At 54.5% G+C, this 17,896-nt stretch carries 16 protein-coding genes; 13 read left to right on the top strand and 3 right to left on the bottom strand.

Annotated elements, in window-relative coordinates; all coding sequences use genetic code 11:
- The 3 genes from flgJ to flgL form a co-directional block, all read left to right on the top strand.
- Positions 1-481, top strand: a 481-nt coding sequence (gene flgJ / locus AB7E14_RS07220) for a flagellar assembly peptidoglycan hydrolase FlgJ (protein ID WP_428169433.1), incomplete at its 5' end; no start/stop codon positions are given.
- Positions 482-546: 65 nt separating this feature from the next.
- Positions 547-2,181 (top strand): flagellar hook-associated protein FlgK, encoded by a 1,635-nt coding sequence (gene flgK, locus AB7E14_RS07215; protein ID WP_316962211.1) that lies wholly within the window; start codon positions 547-549, stop codon positions 2,179-2,181.
- A 14-nt stretch (positions 2,182-2,195) separates the two neighbouring features.
- Positions 2,196-3,149 carry a flagellar hook-associated protein FlgL gene (gene flgL / locus AB7E14_RS07210; protein ID WP_043000994.1) on the top strand — a complete coding sequence of 318 codons (954 nt, stop codon included), beginning with the start codon at positions 2,196-2,198 and terminating at the stop codon, positions 3,147-3,149.
- 83 nt (positions 3,150-3,232) lie between these two features.
- On the opposite strand, the gene AB7E14_RS07205 is transcribed toward flgL, so the two are convergent.
- The gene (locus tag AB7E14_RS07205) at positions 3,233-4,426 is read right to left on the bottom strand and encodes an MFS transporter (protein WP_316962212.1); all 1,194 of its coding nucleotides are present in this window, start codon (positions 4,424-4,426) and stop codon (positions 3,233-3,235) included.
- A gap of 110 nt (positions 4,427-4,536) precedes the next feature.
- On the opposite strand from AB7E14_RS07205, the gene AB7E14_RS07200 reads away from it, so the two are divergent.
- Positions 4,537-5,472, top strand: coding sequence for a LysR family transcriptional regulator (locus AB7E14_RS07200; protein WP_316962213.1), 936 nt, complete (start codon positions 4,537-4,539; stop codon positions 5,470-5,472).
- Positions 5,473-5,511: 39 nt separating this feature from the next.
- Here the strand turns inward: AB7E14_RS07200 and rne are convergent, their stop codons facing one another.
- On the bottom strand, positions 5,512-8,805 hold the full coding sequence (gene rne, locus AB7E14_RS07195; protein ID WP_316962214.1) for a ribonuclease E: 3,294 nt from the start codon (positions 8,803-8,805) through the stop codon (positions 5,512-5,514).
- 573 nt (positions 8,806-9,378) lie between these two features.
- On the opposite strand from rne, the gene rluC reads away from it, so the two are divergent.
- Positions 9,379-10,332: a 23S rRNA pseudouridine(955/2504/2580) synthase RluC gene (gene rluC, locus AB7E14_RS07190; protein WP_316962215.1), complete on the top strand. Its 954-nt coding sequence runs from the start codon at positions 9,379-9,381 to the stop codon at positions 10,330-10,332.
- A 91-nt stretch (positions 10,333-10,423) separates the two neighbouring features.
- Here rluC and AB7E14_RS07185 read toward each other — a convergent pair whose 3' ends face one another.
- Positions 10,424-11,008, bottom strand: a complete 585-nt coding sequence (locus tag AB7E14_RS07185; protein ID WP_061077176.1) for a Maf family protein — start codon at positions 11,006-11,008, stop codon at positions 10,424-10,426.
- A 197-nt stretch (positions 11,009-11,205) separates the two neighbouring features.
- Here AB7E14_RS07185 and yceD point away from each other — a divergent pair, with 197 nt between their 5' ends.
- From yceD to fabF, 8 genes are all read left to right on the top strand, one after another.
- Entirely contained in the window at positions 11,206-11,727 is a 522-nt protein-coding gene (gene yceD / locus AB7E14_RS07180) for a 23S rRNA accumulation protein YceD (protein WP_043000987.1), read from the top strand.
- A 16-nt stretch (positions 11,728-11,743) separates the two neighbouring features.
- Positions 11,744-11,917 carry a 50S ribosomal protein L32 gene (rpmF, locus tag AB7E14_RS07175; RefSeq protein WP_000290727.1) on the top strand — a complete coding sequence of 58 codons (174 nt, stop codon included), beginning with the start codon at positions 11,744-11,746 and terminating at the stop codon, positions 11,915-11,917.
- Positions 11,918-12,063: 146 nt separating this feature from the next.
- Positions 12,064-13,140, top strand: coding sequence for a phosphate acyltransferase PlsX (gene plsX / locus AB7E14_RS07170; RefSeq protein ID WP_046402096.1), 1,077 nt, complete (start codon positions 12,064-12,066; stop codon positions 13,138-13,140).
- Positions 13,141-13,217: 77 nt separating this feature from the next.
- Positions 13,218-14,171 carry a beta-ketoacyl-ACP synthase III gene (gene fabH, locus AB7E14_RS07165; RefSeq protein WP_043000985.1) on the top strand — a complete coding sequence of 318 codons (954 nt, stop codon included), beginning with the start codon at positions 13,218-13,220 and terminating at the stop codon, positions 14,169-14,171.
- A gap of 15 nt (positions 14,172-14,186) precedes the next feature.
- Positions 14,187-15,116 (top strand): ACP S-malonyltransferase, encoded by a 930-nt coding sequence (gene fabD, locus AB7E14_RS07160; RefSeq protein ID WP_316962216.1) that lies wholly within the window; start codon positions 14,187-14,189, stop codon positions 15,114-15,116.
- A gap of 12 nt (positions 15,117-15,128) precedes the next feature.
- Positions 15,129-15,863: a 3-oxoacyl-ACP reductase FabG gene (fabG, locus tag AB7E14_RS07155; RefSeq protein WP_042319622.1), complete on the top strand. Its 735-nt coding sequence runs from the start codon at positions 15,129-15,131 to the stop codon at positions 15,861-15,863.
- A 277-nt stretch (positions 15,864-16,140) separates the two neighbouring features.
- A complete protein-coding gene (gene acpP / locus AB7E14_RS07150; RefSeq protein ID WP_000103754.1) occupies positions 16,141-16,377 on the top strand; it encodes an acyl carrier protein in 237 nt (78 codons plus the stop codon).
- A gap of 86 nt (positions 16,378-16,463) precedes the next feature.
- On the top strand, positions 16,464-17,705 hold the full coding sequence (gene fabF, locus AB7E14_RS07145) for a beta-ketoacyl-ACP synthase II (RefSeq protein ID WP_043000983.1): 1,242 nt from the start codon (positions 16,464-16,466) through the stop codon (positions 17,703-17,705).
- Positions 17,706-17,896: the final 191 nt, after the last annotated feature.

Raw genomic sequence — 17,896 nt, 5'->3', positions numbered from 1 at the left:
GCAACTGTCGCTGCCGGCCCGTCTGGCCAGTGAGCAGAGCGGCGTGCCGCATCACCTGATTCTGGCGCAGGCGGCGCTAGAGTCCGGCTGGGGGCAGCGGCAGATTCGCCGGGAAAACGGCGAGCCGAGTTTCAAACTGTTTGGCGTGATGGCCTCGGGTATCTGGAAGGGGCCGGTGACGGAAATCACCACGACCGAATATGAAAACGGCGAAGCGAAAAAGGTGAAGGCCAAATTCCGCGTGTACAGCTCGTACCTTGAAGCGTTGTCAGATTACGTCGGTCTGCTGACCCGCAATCCACGCTATGCGGCGGTGACCACGGCGGTTACCGCGGAACAGGGCGCGCAGGCACTGCAAAGCGCCGGTTATGCTACCGACCCGAACTATGCGCGTAAATTGACCAGTATGATCCAACAGCTGAAGTCGATGAGCGAGAAGGTGAGCAACGCCTACAACACGAATCTCGACAATCTCTTCTAAATGGCTCAAGTCCTGTGACCTGCTGCCGATAATAATCTGTAACTGAAGGATTAAAAGGAACTTCCATGTCCAGCTTGATTAATAACGCCATGAGCGGGCTGAGCGCGGCTCAGGCGGCGCTGAATACTGCCAGTAACAACATTTCCAGCTATAACGTTGCGGGCTATACCCGTCAGACGACCATTATGGCGCAAGCCAATAGCACGCTGGGTGCCGGCGGTTGGGTGGGCAATGGTGTTTATGTTTCCGGTGTACAGCGCGAATATGATTCGTTCATCACCAATCAACTGCGCGCGGCGCAGAACCAGAGTAGCGGGTTGACGACCCGTTATGAGCAGATGTCCAAAATCGACAACCTGCTGGCCAGCAAAACCAGCTCTGTCTCCTCGTCCATGCAGGATTTTTTCACCAGCCTGCAAACGCTGGTGAGTAACGCCGAAGACCCGGCGGCGCGCCAGACGCTGATAGGCAAAGCCAATGGGCTGGTTAACCAGTTTAAAACGACCGACCAGTATCTGCGCGATCAGGACAAGCAGGTCAATATCGCGATTGGTTCCAGCGTCGATCAGATCAACAACTACAGTAAGCAGATTGCCAGCCTGAACGACCAGATCTCGCGTCTGACCGGTGTAGGTGCCGGGGCATCGCCGAATAACCTGCTTGATCAGCGCGACCAGTTGGTCAGTGAGCTGAACAAAATTGTCGGCGTGGAAGTCAGCGTTCAGGACGGCGGTACCTATAACATCACGATGGCGAACGGCTATTCACTGGTGCAAGGAAGTAATGCCCGTCAGCTAGCGGCGGTACAGTCGCAGTCCGACCCTTCACGAATCACCGTTGCCTATGTCGATTCCATCGCGGGCAACATCGAAATTCCGGAAAAACTGATCACGACCGGTTCGCTCGGTGGTCTGCTGACCTTCCGTTCCCAGGATCTGGATCAGACGCGCAACACGCTGGGACAACTGGCGCTGGCGTTCGCCGATGCGTTTAACCAGCAGCACCGGGAAGGGTATGATGCGAACGGCAATAATAATGTCGATTTCTTCAGCATCGGCGACCCGGCAGTGTATGGAAATAGCAAGAATACCGGCAGCATCAGCGCGACCGTTAAGACCGCCTCAGAGGTTCAGGCGACTGACTATAAAGTGGTTTATGACGGAACGAAATGGCAGGTGACGCGTCTTGCGGATAACACCTCTTTTGAAGCGACCGAAAACGCGGGCAAACTGACCTTTGATGGCCTGGAGATCAACATCGATGTTGGCCCTGCTAAAAATGACAGCTTCATCGTCAAGCCGGTCAGCGACGCCATCATCAATATGGGCGTTCTGGTGACCAACGAATCGCAAATTGCGATGGCGAAGGACGCAACGGCCGGTGAAAGCGACAACCGTAATGGTCAGGCATTGCTGGATTTGCAAAAGGACAGCACAACGGTAGGTGGTTCAAAATCGTTTAACGATGCTTACGCTACGCTGGTCAGCAACGTGGGCAGCAAAACCGCAACGCTGAAAACCAGCAGCACCACCCAGGGCAACGTGGTGACGCAGTTGAGCAATCAGCAACAGTCCATTTCCGGCGTTAACCTTGACGAAGAGTACGGCAACCTGCAACGCTTCCAGCAGTATTACCTGGCCAATGCCCAGGTGTTGCAAACCGCCAACTCTCTGTTTGATGCACTGCTGAGTATTCGCTAAGGGAGCAGGAAACGATGCGTATCAGTACCCAAATGATGTACCAGCAGAACATGCGCGGTATCACCAATTCCCAGGCGGAGTGGATGAAATACGGTGAGCAGATGTCGACAGGGAAGCGGGTAATCAATCCGTCTGACGATCCCATCGCCGCATCCCAGGCCGTGGTGTTGTCACAGGCGCAGTCGGAGAACAGCCAGTTCGCCCTGGCGCGGACTTTCGCCACGCAGAAGGTTTCGCTGGAAGAGAACGTGTTAAACCAGGTGACGACGGCGATACAAAGCGCACAGGAAAAAATCGTCAGCGCCGGTAACGGAACGCTGAGTGATGATGACCGCGCATCGCTGGCGACGGACTTACAGGGTATCCGCGATCAGTTGATGAACCTGGCAAACAGTACCGACGGTAACGGTCGCTATATTTTTGCCGGTTATAAAACGGAAACGGCTCCGTTTGCTCAGGCTGACGGTACCTACAACGGCGGTACGGAGAACATCACTCAGCAGGTGGATGCCTCCCGTTCGATGACCATCGGCCACACCGGCAACAAAATTTTCGACAAGATCACCAGTAATGCGGTTCCGGAACCGAACAACGGGACGTCCGAAACCAACCTGTTCAAAATGCTGGATTCGGCGATTGCCTCATTGAATTCCCCTGTAGGTGACGATGCGACGCTGAAAGAACAGGCAAAAGCGGTGATTGATAAAACCAACCGCGGTCTGAAAAACTCGCTTAATAATGTACTGAGCGTGCGTGCGGAACTGGGGACGCAACTGAAGGAACTGGAGAGTCTGGACTCGCTGGGCACCGATCGCGCACTAGGACAAACGCAGCAGATGAGTAATCTGGTGGATGTGGACTGGAACGCGGCCATTTCGTCGTACGTCATGCAGCAGGCGGCGCTCCAGGCCTCTTATAAAGCCTTTACCGATATGCAGGGGATGTCGCTATTCCAGCTCAACCGCTAATACCGATTTGAAACATATCATGAAACTGGGTATGTTTTATCTGCCCGCTCCCTCTCACCCCGGAGCGGGCATTTTTTTGTCGGTTACACGCTAACCCTCAGAGGGGCAGAGGAACGCTTTCCCGCCAGTCTGATGATCAGCGCAAGGGTGCCACTGAGGGTGGCCAGCGTGACGACGCCTTGCCAGTTTGCCAGCGCATACACCTGACTGCCGAGCACCGAGCCCAGCGCCATGCCAATGAAGATGACGCTGAACAGCAGTGCATTCAGACGCCCCCTGGCCTGCGGTTCGAGGCTATAGACCAGATTCTGGTGCGCCACCAGGCTCGATTGCAGTCCCAGGTCAAAGCCGACGGCGGAGAGCGCAATCAGCAACCACTGGCCGTGTACGGGCAACGCGGGTAACAGGAACATCAGCGCAAAAGAAACGGTCACCAGCAATGCCCCCAGTTGCGTCACTTTTTCTGCGCCTATCTTATCTGCCAGATGACCGGCCAACGGCGCAGCCAGCGCTCCGGCAGCCCCGGCGATACCAAATGCCCCCGCGGCGGCGCTGCCCATCTGATAGTTTTCTGCCAGCATCACGGCCAGCGTTGACCAGAACGCACTGAACGCGACGGACAGAAAACCTTGCGCCAGGGCGGCACGACGTAGCGCCGGGTAGCGACGCCATAACTGCGCCAGGCTCACCATCAGTGCGGGATAACTCAGCGTGGAATGGGCTGTAAATGCGGGCAGGACTTTCCACAGCAATACGCCGACCAGGGCAATACTGAGCGCGGCGAGTTGATACATTTCCCGCCAGCCAAAGGCTTCTCCGACCAGACCACTCACGGTGCGTGACAATAAAATCCCCAGCAGCAGGCCGGTCATCACTGTCCCGACCGTTTTTCCCTGTTTGCCCTCTGTGGCGAGAATCGCCGCCGCCGGGACGATATCCTGCGCCATCGTCGCGGCCATCCCCAGCAACAGGCTTACGGTCAGTAGAGAATGCACCTGGCCTGTGACGCTACAGGCCAACAGCAACAGGGCGAGCGCGGCGCTTTTCATCAGAATGAGCCGGCGCCGATCGTAACGGTCGCCGAGCGGCAATAAGAACAGGATCCCCAACGCATAACCGGCCTGCGTTAACGTGGGCACCAGTCCCATGCCGGTGATGCTGAGCGCCAAATCGGCCCCCATTAGCGGTAACAACGGTTGTGCATAGTAGATGGCGGCGACGCTGAAGCCTGCGCCCAGCGCCAGAACAAAGATCAGCCAACGAGACGGTGTGTGCATTTCAAAATCCTCAATCACAGGTGTGAGGCTATTTTTCTCTGAATGGCGGTGGCCTGGTAGTCAGCGAAGTGGTAAAACCATTATACGTAAAGCGTATGAGCATCGAATGAATGAAAAAGAATGAGCGTATAGACAGGGTGGAACTGATGCGAACGTTTGTGCGCATCGTGGAGGCCGGATCGTTGTCAGCTGCCGCTCGTCAGTTGAACACGACCCAGGCGACAATCAGTCGGCGGTTGCAGTCGCTGGAGGCGATGCTGGGGGTAAAACTGGTCTTACGTACCACGCACGCCATGAAGCTAACGGACGACGGCGAGCGCGGATACCAGCACGCCAAACATATCATTGACGCCTGGCTGGCACTGGAGGACGGACTCAACGTCACGGAAGATGAGCCCGTCGGGACATTGCGGGTGCGGGCTCCGCATGCTTTTGGTCAGCAGCAGCTCCTCACGCCGTTACTGCACTTTTTAGCGCGCTACCCCAATCTGTCGGTGGAGTGGATGCTCAACGATAAAACGGTCAATTTTCTCAGCGACAATATCGACTGCGCGATCCGCGTGGGCGCGGAGGTCGATCCGGCAACGGTTTCGGTGCTGCTAGCGGAAGTGCCGCGTAGCGTGGTCGCGTCACCGGTGCTGCTGGCGCAATTTGCAACGATCGCGGTGCCAGAACAGCTATCGTTACTGCCCTGGATTGCCGTCAACACCTTTTATCAACACAACGTCTCACTCAGCCATCAGCATAGTCGGGAACCGGTGACCTTTCCGATCACGCCGCGATTGAGTACCGACAGTATCTACGTAGCGCGCAATGCAGCGCTGGCGGGGTTAGGCGTGGTGGTGGTGTCAAGCTGGACGGTGACCGAGGATATCGCGCAAGGACGACTCGTCGAGCTGGTTCCTGACTGGCAGGCCGCACCTTTGCCAGTACACCTGGTCTATCCCTGGGCGCGTTATTATCCCACTCGCCTGCGTAAGTTTCTGGAATTGATGAAAAAGGTGATGCCGGAACTGGCGGGAATGCGCCGACCTGAAGGGGAATAAAAAAGCCGACCCTGAGGTCGGCTTTTTACGCTATCGATTTTACTCGACAGGCTGAGGACGAGTCGGTCCAGCAGAGGCACTGTGCGAGGCAGTGTGACCACCTGCGGCGCCTTTGCCATCAAAGGCGAAAGCAGGGCGCTGCCAGTCACTGTGGCGTGGCGCTTCAGGCACATATTCCGGCGCTGGCGCACGGGTCATCGGTGCGGTTGCGTGGCTGTGCTCAGCAACAGATTCTGCCACGACTGGCGCTGCGGCTTCTGCGATCGGTGCAACGACAACGGGTTCGGATACTGGCGCAGGCGCTGTTGGTGCTTCAGCGATCACAGGCGCTGCAACCGGTTCTGCAATAACTTCAGGCTCTGCAACCACTTCAGGTTCAACGGCGACAGGTTCAGCCGCAACCACGTCAGGCTCGGCAGTTACTGTTTCAGGCGCTACCGTAACCACGTCTGGTGTCTCTTCAACGACCGGAGCGGTTTCCTGCGTTTCAGTGACAGGTTCTGCCTGAGCGGCAACCTCTTCGGCGACCGGCACATCGGCGTCGGCAATCATCTGCGGCTGTTCAACCACCGGGGCGGCAATGACTTCCGGATGCGTCGTTTCAACCACGGCTTCAGCCTGAACCGTTGCTTCTGCTACCGTTTCAACGACAGTTTCAACGGCGGGTTCGACTGCGGCAACAGCTTCAACAGCGGCTGCCACGGCTTGCGGTTCGGTCACAACAGGCTGGGCTTGTACCTGTTCGATTTCCTGTGCTTCTGGCTGCGCATCCTGAGGACGGGCTACCGGGTAGCGGATCCACACTTTGCCGGACGCCATTTCTGGCGAGGCGCAGGCGACAGTCAGCGGCATCGGCGACTGCAGTGGGTAACGTTCGTCACGATAACGACGACGACGCTGGCCGCTCACACGCAGATGACGTGGGGAACGACGCGAACGACGCGGCATACCGGCGTTATCACGTGCTTCACCATTGTCATCCTGCTCTGGGGCTGCTTCTGTCACGACAGGCAGCGGCACTTTCACCAGTTCAGTGCTTTGCGCTGGCGCAGTCTGTGCTGCAACTGGTGCGACAACGTTCTCTTCCGTGGTGGCGGTTTCTACCTCTGCCACTTCCGACGCCTGGTCGTGGTAACGAACTTTCTGGTTCAGCTGGCGCTGTTTACGGCGCGGCTGAGCCTGACGAACACGCTCTTCCTGTTCGGTCTCTGGAGTCTGCTGCTCATCAAGATTCAGCGCTTTTACTTCCTGCTGAGCCTGACGTTTATCATCACTGCGACGGCGGTTACGTTCGCGACGTGGCTGCTGCTGCTGCTCATCACCAGACTTTGCTTTATCCGCTACGTCGGTCGCTTGCTGACGGTTATCACGGTTTTCGGCATTCTGCTGCGCATTACGGCGGTTACGGCGATTCTCGTCGCGGTTCTCGCCATTTTCTGAACGTTCGCCACGGTTATCGCGGTTGTCACGACGTTCGTTGCGATCGTTACGGTCACGACGGTTGTTCTGGCGTTTACGGCGATCCTGCTGACGCTCTGGCTTCTCCGCGGCTTTCGGCGCAGGCTGCTCGGCAGGTTTCACTTCTTCACTACCGCTGAACAGTGATTTCAGTGCGCCAAAGAAACGGCTCAGCAGCCCCGGCTCTGCCGGAGCGGCTGGCGCAACGGCGGCCTTCGGCGCAGCGGCTTTCACTGGCGGTTCGGCAGGCGTTGGTGCAGGCGGAACTTCTGGCATGGCGAAGGTGGCAAGAGCGGGCTGCTCAGGACGTTTACGCTCGGCGAACTCTTCTTCAGACGGTAACGCCATCGCTTCTTCATGCAGCTTCGGCAGCATGTAGCTCAGAGTCGGCGTCTCTTCACCTTTACGCACGCGCAGTACGGAGTAGTGCGGCGTTTCCATTTGATCGTTAGGTACGATCACGCAACGCACGCCATCCTGTCGGGTTTCAATCGCATTAACGGCGGTACGTTTTTCGTTGAGCAGATAGGAGGCAATTGGCACTGGGACAATCGCGTGGACTTCCTGAGTATTCTCTTTCAGCGCTTCTTCTTCAATCAAACGCAGAATAGACAGGGACAGCGACTCGTTATCACGCACGGTGCCGGTACCGCTACAGCGTGGGCAGACGTGATGGCTGGACTCGCCCAGCGACGGGCTCAGGCGCTGACGGGACATTTCCAGCAGGCCGAAGCGTGAAATATGGCTGATCTGGATACGCGCTCGATCCTGGCGGACCGCTTCACGCAGACGGTTTTCCACCGCACGCTGATGGCGTACCGGGGTCATATCAATGAAGTCGATAACGATCAGGCCGCCGAGGTCACGCAGGCGCAACTGACGGGCGATCTCATCGGCCGCTTCCAGGTTAGTGTTGAACGCCGTTTCTTCAATATCGCCGCCGCGGGTTGCGCGAGCGGAGTTAATGTCGATGGCGGTTAACGCTTCGGTGCTGTCGATAACGATAGAGCCGCCGGAAGGCAGACGCACTTCACGCTGGAATGCGGATTCAATCTGCGACTCGATCTGATAGTGGCTGAACAGCGGGATTTCACCGGTGTAAAGTTTGATTTTGCTGCTGAAATCCGGACGACCTAACGCCGCAATATGCTGGCGCGCCAGTTCGAGCACTTTCGGGTTATCGATGAGGATTTCACCGATATCCTGACGCAGATAGTCGCGGAAGGCGCGAACAATCACGTTGCTCTCCTGATGGATCAGGAACGGAGCAGGGCGGCTTTCCGCGGCTTTCTGAATGGCTTCCCAGTGTTTCAGACGGAAACTTAAGTCCCATTGTAGCGCTTCGGCAGATTTGCCTACGCCCGCAGTACGTACGATAAGGCCCATGCCATCAGGCAGTTCAAGGCTTGCCAGCGCTTCTTTCAGCTCGGTACGGTCGTCGCCTTCGATGCGACGAGAGATACCCCCCGCACGCGGGTTGTTTGGCATCAGAACCAGATAGCTGCCCGCCAGGCTGATAAAAGTGGTCAGCGCAGCGCCTTTGTTGCCACGTTCTTCTTTATCAATCTGAACAATAACTTCCTGGCCTTCGCGCAGCACATCTTTGATGTTTGGACGACCATGAGCGTTGTAATTAGCGGGGAAATATTCGCGGGCAATTTCTTTTAACGGGAGGAAACCGTGACGTTCAGAGCCGTAATCAACAAAAGCCGCTTCCAGACTCGGTTCAATACGGGTAATTTTGCCTTTATAGATGTTCGCTTTTTTCTGTTCATGTCCAGGACTTTCAATATCCAGGTCGTACAGACGCTGCCCATCTACAAGGGCAACACGCAACTCTTCCTGCTGAGTTGCGTTGATTAACATTCTTTTCATCGTAACTTACTCATTATTCTTACATTGACGACTAAGCTGCGGGCAGAGTATTGCCTTTCCGGGTGTGAACCGATGGCCTCGTGTCTATTCGCGTCGCCAACCTCACGGTTATCGTCAGCTCAAAGAGGCGCAGAGTGTCGGTTGCCTGCATTTCATACGGAAACGCAGCGCAATTATCAGGGGAACCGCCTGGGTATTACTCTCCAGAGAAGATCCGATCTACCGGTAAGGACTGCAACCCGCAGCCCGCTAACTGTCTGAAAGATCAATACGTCTTACGCCATTGCTGCGTGGATGATCGTCCGGACAAAATTGGGTTTTTCCGTAAAATTCCTTGTTTTAACAAGATTCAGCACGGAAGCGGTGACATTATTCCACTGCTAACCTTGTTATAGCAAGATGACTTTTACCATTTATCACCCGCTTACTCACAGTTTTTTCACTTATGCGCGGTGATTGGTTTAATAACCACCAAATCAGTCATGAAACACGTGAGTGACGAAGGATAAAGATAAATATAAGCATAGAAAAATGAGTGGCGCTAATCCTTGTGGCTATTTAGAATCGGCCCCCATGAAAACAGAGACTCCATCCGTAAGAATTGTTGCTATTACTGCTGACGAAGCGGGGCAACGCATTGATAATTTTTTGCGCGCACAGCTCAAAGGTGTGCCGAAAAGTATGATTTATCGCATTTTGCGTAAAGGCGAAGTGCGGGTGAATAAAAAACGCATCAAACCCGAATACAAACTGGAAGCGGGTGATGAAGTGCGCATTCCGCCGGTTCGCGTGGCGGAGCGTGAAGAAGAGGCCGTTTCGCCGCATCTGCAAAAAGTGGCGGCGCTGGCGGATGTTATCCTTTATGAAGACGACCATATTCTGGTGCTGAACAAGCCGTCGGGAACCGCGGTGCATGGCGGCAGCGGGTTAAGCTTTGGCGTGATTGAAGGGTTACGTGCGCTGCGTCCTGAGGCGCGTTTTCTTGAGCTGGTACACCGTCTTGACCGCGATACGTCGGGCGTGCTGTTGGTCGCGAAGAAACGTTCAGCACTGCGTTCGCTACATGAGCAACTGCGCGAGAAGGGGATGCAAAAAGATTATCTCGCCCTGGTGCGCGGGCAATGGCAGTCACATGTCAAAACGGTACAGGCACCGTTATTGAAGAACATTCTGCAAAGCGGCGAGCGTATTGTGCGGGTGAATCAGGAAGGCAAACCGTCGGAAACGCGTTTTAAGGTGGAAGAACGTTACGCGTTCGCCACGCTGGTTCGCTGTAGCCCGGTGACGGGCCGCACACACCAGATTCGCGTGCACACTCAGTACGCGGGTCATCCGATTGCTTTTGACGATCGCTACGGCGACCGCGACTTCGATAAACAACTGGCAGGAACCGGATTGTCGCGTCTGTTCCTGCATGCAGCAGCACTGAAATTTACCCACCCTGGTACGGGTGAGGTGCTGCGCATTGAAGCGCCGATGGACGACCAACTGAAGCGCTGTTTACAGGTGTTACGTAAGCCGGCCTGATGCGCATTTATCGCGCTAAACCTGCCGGATAAGACGTTTACGTCGCCATCCGGCAGGTCTCATTCTCCCGCCTACTGGATAGTGCCATTCATCAGGTTTTCAGCGGGTTCATCTCTTCCCGACGTAACATCTGGCACAGTGCGATCAGTGGTAAACCAATCAGCGTGTTCGGGTCTCGCCCCTCTAAGCGCTCAAAGAGCGCAATCCCCAGACCTTCGCTTTTAAAACTCCCTGCGCAGTGCAGCGGGCGTTCTTTACGCACATAGTCTTCAATTTCCGTTTCACTGAGATGGCGGAAATGAACGTCAAAGGGCTCCACCTCGGTCTGTAAATGTCCCGTCGCGGAGTTATACAGCGCCAGACCGGTATAGAACGTAATGATATTGCCGCTGGCTTTGGCTAACTGCTGACAGGCTTTCTCTTCTGTTAAGGGCTTACCGGCGATTTCGCCATCCAGTACGCATACCTGATCGGAACCAATAATAAGATGAGACGGAAAGCGGTGAGCCAGCGATTGCGCTTTCTCTTGCGCCAGTCGGTTGACTAAGTGGCGAGGACTCTCTCCGGGCATCGGCGTTTCGTCAACCTCAGGGGCCGCGCATTCAAAGGGCATCGCCAGTTTTTCCAGCAGGGCGCGGCGCCAGGGAGATGTGGAGGCAAGAATGAGATTAGGCATATTTTTTCCACCAGATATAGCGTATTGATGAGAGCCATTTTAAACTATGCTCTTCGTCCTTCAGGCGTGCCGTTGTGGCGTCTCCTGAGCGAAAATAAGTCTGTAAACCGCAATGTGTGCGAATTATTGGCAAAAGGCAACCGCAGGCTGCCTTTTTCTTTGACTATATGACGTTACAAAGTTAATATGCGCGCCCTATGCAAAAGGTAAAATTACCCCTGACTCTTGATCCGGTTCGTACGGCTCAAAAACGCCTCGATTATGAAGGTATCTATACTTCTGATCTTGTAGAGCGCGTCGCCGATTCTGTAGTCAGTGTGGACAGTGATGTGGAATGCGCCATGTCGTTTGCTATCGATAACCAACGTCTTGCCGTGATTACCGGTGATGCGAAGGTTTCGGTAACGCTCGCATGTCAGCGTTGCGGGAAGCCGTTTCCTCATCATGTTCACACAACGTATTGTTTCAGTCCGGTTCGTTCCGACGAACAGGCTGAAGCACTCCCGGAAGCGTATGAGCCGATTGAGGTTAACGAATTCGGTGAAATCGATCTGCTTGCAATGGTGGAAGATGAAATTATCCTCTCCTTGCCGGTAGTTCCGGTGCATGATTCTGAACACTGTGAAGTGTCCGAGGCGGACATGGTCTTTGGTGAACTGCCTGATGAAGCGCAAAAACCAAACCCATTTGCCGTATTAGCCAGCTTAAAGCGTAAGTAATTGAGGAGTAAGGTCCATGGCCGTACAACAGAATAAACCAACCCGTTCCAAACGTGGCATGCGTCGTTCTCATGACGCTCTGACCGCAGTCACCAGCCTGTCTGTAGACAAAACTTCTGGTGAAAAACACCTGCGTCACCACATCACCGCCGACGGTTACTACCGTGGCCGCAAGGTAATCGCTAAGTAATCACGCGTTACTCAACGAATTTTACGTAACAGGCAGGCTGTTAATGCCTCTTTCGCGTAAGAAACGAAGAGAAACCGTGTGATGAAGCTTAGTGAGGAAATTCCCCGTTGCTGCGGGGAAATACCAAACCAGGCGGCGAAACGACTTTGACACGTCTAACCCTGGCGTTAGATGTCATGGGGGGTGATTTTGGCCCTTCCGTGACAGTGCCTGCAGCATTGCAGGCACTGAATTCTAATTCACAACTCACACTTCTTTTAGTCGGGGATCCCGATACTATCACGCCATTACTTGCTAAAGCTGACTTTGAACAACGTTCGCGTCTGCAGATTATCCCTGCACAGTCAGTTATCGCCAGTGATGCCCGGCCTTCGCAGGCAATCCGCGCCAGTCGCGGGAGCTCAATGCGTGTGGCGCTGGAACTCGTGAAGGAAGGGCGAGCACAAGCCTGCATCAGCGCAGGAAATACCGGTGCGCTGATGGGACTTGCAAAATTATTGCTCAAACCGCTCGACGGTATTGAGCGTCCTGCGTTGGTGACGGTTTTGCCGCATCAGCAGAAAGGGAAGACGGTGGTCCTCGATCTGGGGGCGAACGTCGATTGCGACAGCAAGATGCTGGTGCAATTTGCCATTATGGGCTCGGTGCTTGCGGAAGAAGTGGTCGGTATTAACAACCCTCGTGTGGCCTTGCTCAACATTGGTGAAGAAGAAACCAAGGGGCTCGACAGCATTCGGGATGCCTCTGTGGTGCTAAAAACGATCCCTTCCATCAATTACATCGGCTATCTTGAAGCCAATGAGTTATTGACGGGGAAAACGGATGTGCTGGTATGTGACGGTTTTACAGGCAATGTCACATTAAAGACGATGGAAGGTGTTGTCAGAATGTTCCTTTCACTGCTGAAATCTCAGGGTGAGGGTAAAAAACGGTCGTGGTGGCTGCTGATATTAAAACGTTGGTTACAAAAAAGCCTGGCGAGGCGATTCAGTCACCTCAACCCCGACCAGTATAATGGCGCCTGTCTGTTAGGATTGCGCGGCACGGTGATAAAAAGTCATGGTGCGGCCAATCAGCGAGCGTTTACCGTCGCGATTGAACAGGCAGTGCAGGCGGTGCAGCGACAAGTTCCTCAGCGAATTGCCGCTCGCCTGGAATCTGTATACCCAGCTGGATTTACAATGCTGGATGCTGGTAATGGCGACACATCGCAGCCACACTGATTACGGTGTGGCGTGAGAGCCCCAGCTTCTTAGCCGTTGTGATGCGCGGTATATAACCAAAAAGTGACTGAGCGTACATGTATACAAAGATTATTGGTACTGGCAGCTATCTGCCTGAACAGGTGCGGACTAACGCCGATCTGGAAAAAATGGTCGATACGTCTGACGAGTGGATTGTCACCCGTACAGGTATTCGTGAACGCCATATTGCTGCGCCGAATGAAACCGTCTCAACGATGGGTTTTACGGCGGCTCAACGCGCGCTGGAAATGGCGGGCATTGATAAAGAACAGATTGGCTTGATTGTGGTAGCGACCACCTCAGCGACACATGCATTCCCCAGCGCAGCATGCCAGATTCAGAATATGCTGGGCATCAAAGGCTGCCCGGCGTTTGACGTCGCCGCAGCCTGTGCCGGCTTTACTTACGCATTAAGCGTCGCCGACATGTACGTTAAAACGGGTGCGGTCAAATACGCGCTGGTGGTCGGTTCCGATGTTCTGGCCCGCACCTGCGATCCAACCGATCGTGGCACAATCATTATTTTTGGCGATGGTGCTGGTGCCGTGGTGCTGAGCGCCTCCGACAAGCCGGGCATCATCTCTACCCATCTGCATGCGGATGGCCGCTATGGCGAACTGCTGACGCTGCCGAATGCCGATCGCGTGAATCCGGAAAATTCGATTCATTTGACGATGGCAGGCAACGAAGTGTTCAAAGTGGCCGTTACCGAACTTGCACACATCGTCGACGAGACGCTGGCGGCCAATAACCTGGATCGTTCAGAACTCGACTGGCTGGTTCCGCACCAGGCTAACCTGCGTATCATCAGCGCGACGGCCAAAAAACTGGGCATGTCGATGGACAATGTGGTGGTGACACTGGACAGACACGGCAACACGTCTGCGGCCTCCGTTCCTTGCGCGCTGGATGAAGCCGTGCGTGACGGACGTATCAAAGAAGGTCAGCTTGTGTTGCTTGAAGCCTTTGGCGGTGGATTCACCTGGGGCTCCGCGCTGGTTCGTTTCTAGTATAAGGATTTAAACATGACGCAATTCGCATTTGTGTTCCCTGGACAGGGTTCCCAGACCGTTGGGATGTTAGCTGATATGGCGGCAAGCTATCCCATCGTCGAAGAGACGTTTGCCGACGCTTCTGCGGCGCTGGGCTATGACCTGTGGGCGCTGACTCAACAGGGGCCGGCTGAAGAACTGAACAAGACCTGGCAGACGCAGCCTGCGCTGTTAGCCGCGTCCGTTGCGCTGTATCGCGTCTGGCAACAGCAGGGCGGTAAAGCGCCTGTGCTGATGGCGGGTCATAGCCTGGGTGAATACTCTGCGCTGGTTTGCGCCGGTGTCATTAATTTTGCTGACGGAGTGCGTCTGGTTGAGCTGCGTGGTAAATTCATGCAGGAAGCCGTTCCGGAAGGTACAGGCGGTATGTCTGCTATCATCGGTCTCGATGATGCGTCCATCGCAAAAGCGTGCGAAGAAGCCGCAGAAGGCCAGGTGGTCTCGCCGGTGAACTATAACTCACCGGGACAGGTCGTTATCGCCGGGCATAAAGAAGCCGTTGAGCGTGCTGGTGCCGCCTGTAAAGCCGCCGGTGCAAAACGTGCGCTGCCGTTACCGGTGAGCGTACCGTCTCACTGTGCGCTGATGAAGCCAGCAGCGGAAAAACTGGCAGCGGAATTAGCGAAAATTACCTTTAACGCGCCATCTGTACCGGTTATCAACAACGTGGACGTGAAATGTGAAACTGACGCAGACGCCATTCGCGATGCGTTGGTGCGCCAGTTGTACAGTCCGGTACAGTGGACGAAGAGCGTTGAATTAATGGCGTCTCAGGGTGTCGAGCACCTGTATGAAGTGGGACCAGGTAAAGTGCTTACGGGCCTGACGAAACGTATTGTTGATACCCTGACTGCCTCGGCTCTGAACGAACCGGCGGCAATGTCGGCGGCACTTGCGCAATAAAAGAGGAACACCATGAGTTTTGAAGGAAAAATCGCGCTGGTTACCGGTGCAAGTCGTGGCATTGGCCGCGCAATTGCAGAGACGCTTGTTGCCCGTGGCGCGACCGTTATCGGTACCGCGACCAGCGAAAGTGGCGCTCAGGCCATCAGCGATTACTTAGGTGCTAAAGGTAAAGGTCTGATGTTGAATGTGACTGATCCAGCATCTATCGAATCTGTTCTGGAAAAAATTCGCGCAGAATTTGGTGAAGTGGATATCCTGGTCAATAATGCCGGTATCACACGTGATAACCTGCTGATGCGAATGAAAGATGATGAGTGGAACGATATTCTCGAAACCAATCTTTCATCTGTTTTCCGCCTGTCAAAAGCGGTAATGCGCGCTATGATGAAAAAGCGTCATGGACGTATTATCACTGTCGGTTCTGTGGTTGGTACCATGGGAAATGCGGGTCAGACAAACTACGCTGCGGCGAAAGCGGGTCTGATCGGCTTCAGTAAATCGCTGGCACGCGAAGTTGCGTCCCGCGGTATTACAGTGAACGTTGTTGCTCCGGGCTTTATTGAAACGGACATGACGCGTGCGCTGACTGATGAGCAGCGTGCGGGTACGTTGGCGGCAGTTCCTGCAGGTCGTCTTGGCGATCCGAAAGAGATCGCCAGTGCGGTTGCATTTTTAGCCTCTGACGAAGCAGGTTACATCACGGGTGAGACTTTGCACGTCAACGGCGGGATGTATATGGTTTAACCACGAGATACGCAAAATCATCCAAATTGTATCAAGGCGGCAAGACCGAAAAGCCGGCGAGCATAGATGACTATGTGACCAGAGTTTGAGGATGCAGCCAACACAGAGACAATTTGAAGGATAAAGCGTAGAAAAATATTTGCGTTATTATAGGTCTTGGCCTCAAAATAACGTAAAATCGTGGTAAGACCTGCCGGGATTTAGTTGCAAATTTTTCAACATTTTATACACTACGAAAACCATCGCGAAAGCGAGTTTTGATAGGAAATTTAAGAGTATGAGCACTATCGAAGAACGCGTTAAGAAAATTATCGGCGAACAGCTGGGCGTTAAGCAGGAAGAAGTTACCAACAATGCTTCTTTCGTTGAAGACCTGGGCGCAGATTCTCTTGACACCGTTGAGCTGGTAATGGCTCTGGAAGAAGAGTTTGATACTGAGATTCCGGACGAAGAAGCTGAGAAAATCACCACCGTTCAGGCTGCCATTGATTACATCAACGGCCACCAGGCGTAAGTGAACATCTCCAGGCGGTCATTCGACCGCCTGAGTTTTATCTTTTTGTCCCACTTGAATCAATTATCCCTCCCTGGAGGACAACCGTGTCTAAGCGTCGTGTAGTTGTGACCGGACTGGGCATGTTGTCTCCTGTCGGCAATACCGTAGAGTCTACCTGGAAAGCTCTCCTTGCCGGTCAGAGTGGCATCAGCCTGATCGACCATTTCGATACTAGCGCCTATGCAACGAAATTTGCTGGCTTAGTAAAGGATTTTAACTGTGATGACATTATCTCGCGCAAAGAACAGCGCAAGATGGATGCCTTCATTCAATATGGAATTGTCGCTGGCGTTCAGGCCATGCAGGATTCTGGCCTTGAAGTAACGGAAGAGAACGCATCCCGTATTGGCGCCGCTATTGGCTCCGGTATCGGCGGTCTCGGACTGATTGAAGAAAACCACAGTTCTCTGGTGAACGGTGGACCGCGTAAAATCAGCCCATTCTTCGTTCCGTCGACGATTGTTAACATGGTGGCGGGTCACTTGACCATCATGTATGGCCTGCGTGGGCCAAGCATCTCTATCGCGACCGCCTGCACCTCAGGCGTACATAACATCGGTCATGCCGCGCGTATCATTGCATACGGCGATGCGGACGCGATGGTCGCGGGCGGTGCTGAAAAAGCCAGTACGCCACTGGGCGTAGGCGGCTTTGGCGCAGCACGTGCGTTGTCTACCCGTAACGATAACCCGCAAGCGGCAAGCCGCCCGTGGGACAAAGAGCGAGATGGCTTTGTTCTGGGCGACGGTGCAGGCATGGTGGTACTGGAAGAGTACGAGCATGCTAAAGCGCGCGGCGCAAAAATTTATGCTGAAGTCGTTGGCTTCGGGATGAGCAGTGACGCTTACCACATGACGTCGCCGCCGGAAAACGGCGCTGGTGCTGCCCTGGCGATGGTCAATGCATTGCGTGATGCGGCGATTGAACCTGGCCAGATTGGCTACGTTAACGCCCATGGGACGTCCACGCCGGCAGGCGATAAAGCTGAAGCGCAGGCTGTTAAATCTGTCTTTGGCGATGCGGCAAGCCGTGTGATGGTGAGTTCCACCAAGTCCATGACCGGTCACCTGTTGGGTGCAGCGGGCGCGGTAGAGTCGATTTACTCTATCCTGGCGCTGCGCGATCAGGCTGTGCCGCCAACCATCAACCTGGATAACCCGGATGAAGGTTGCGATCTGGACTTCGTTCCTCACGAAGCGCGTCAGGTCAGCGGAATGGAGTACACGCTGTGTAACTCCTTCGGTTTCGGTGGGACCAACGGTTCATTGATCTTTAAAAAAGTCTGACCGCCGTTCTGCCTTCCTGGTTAAAAGGTCCGCTTGTCGGGCCTTTTTTATTGCGTTTTCTTCCCTTGTCCTGCGCTAACCATCCTGCGACACTAACGGGCCATGCATAAGGAGCCACCATGTTCTTGATCAATGTCCGTGAACAGGAAACTCTTCCCGCAAGCGATCGCGCCATCCAGTTTGGCGATGGC

Origin of the sequence: Citrobacter sp. (assembly GCF_050252275.1) — a bacterium.
Taxonomy (GTDB): Bacteria; Pseudomonadota; Gammaproteobacteria; order Enterobacterales; family Enterobacteriaceae; genus Citrobacter_A; species Citrobacter_A amalonaticus.
Note: the sequence above shows the minus strand (reverse complement) of the source record. Positions and strands in the feature narration are given on the sequence as shown.

Excerpts from the sequence above, each read along its gene's own strand:
- flgK (WP_316962211.1), top strand. The coding sequence starts at position 547 with ATGTCCAGCTTGATTAATAACGCCATGAGCGGGCTGAGCGCGGCTCAG.
- flgL (WP_043000994.1), top strand. The coding sequence starts at position 2,196 with ATGCGTATCAGTACCCAAATGATGTACCAGCAGAACATGCGCGGTATC.
- AB7E14_RS07205 (WP_316962212.1), bottom strand. The coding sequence starts at position 4,426 with ATGCACACACCGTCTCGTTGGCTGATCTTTGTTCTGGCGCTGGGCGCA.
- AB7E14_RS07200 (WP_316962213.1), top strand. The coding sequence starts at position 4,537 with ATGAAAAAGAATGAGCGTATAGACAGGGTGGAACTGATGCGAACGTTT.
- rne (WP_316962214.1), bottom strand. The coding sequence starts at position 8,805 with ATGAAAAGAATGTTAATCAACGCAACTCAGCAGGAAGAGTTGCGTGTT.
- rluC (WP_316962215.1), top strand. The coding sequence starts at position 9,379 with ATGAAAACAGAGACTCCATCCGTAAGAATTGTTGCTATTACTGCTGAC.
- AB7E14_RS07185 (WP_061077176.1), bottom strand. The coding sequence starts at position 11,008 with ATGCCTAATCTCATTCTTGCCTCCACATCTCCCTGGCGCCGCGCCCTG.
- yceD (WP_043000987.1), top strand. The coding sequence starts at position 11,206 with ATGCAAAAGGTAAAATTACCCCTGACTCTTGATCCGGTTCGTACGGCT.
- rpmF (WP_000290727.1), top strand. The coding sequence starts at position 11,744 with ATGGCCGTACAACAGAATAAACCAACCCGTTCCAAACGTGGCATGCGT.
- fabH (WP_043000985.1), top strand. The coding sequence starts at position 13,218 with ATGTATACAAAGATTATTGGTACTGGCAGCTATCTGCCTGAACAGGTG.
- fabD (WP_316962216.1), top strand. The coding sequence starts at position 14,187 with ATGACGCAATTCGCATTTGTGTTCCCTGGACAGGGTTCCCAGACCGTT.
- fabG (WP_042319622.1), top strand. The coding sequence starts at position 15,129 with ATGAGTTTTGAAGGAAAAATCGCGCTGGTTACCGGTGCAAGTCGTGGC.
- acpP (WP_000103754.1), top strand. The coding sequence starts at position 16,141 with ATGAGCACTATCGAAGAACGCGTTAAGAAAATTATCGGCGAACAGCTG.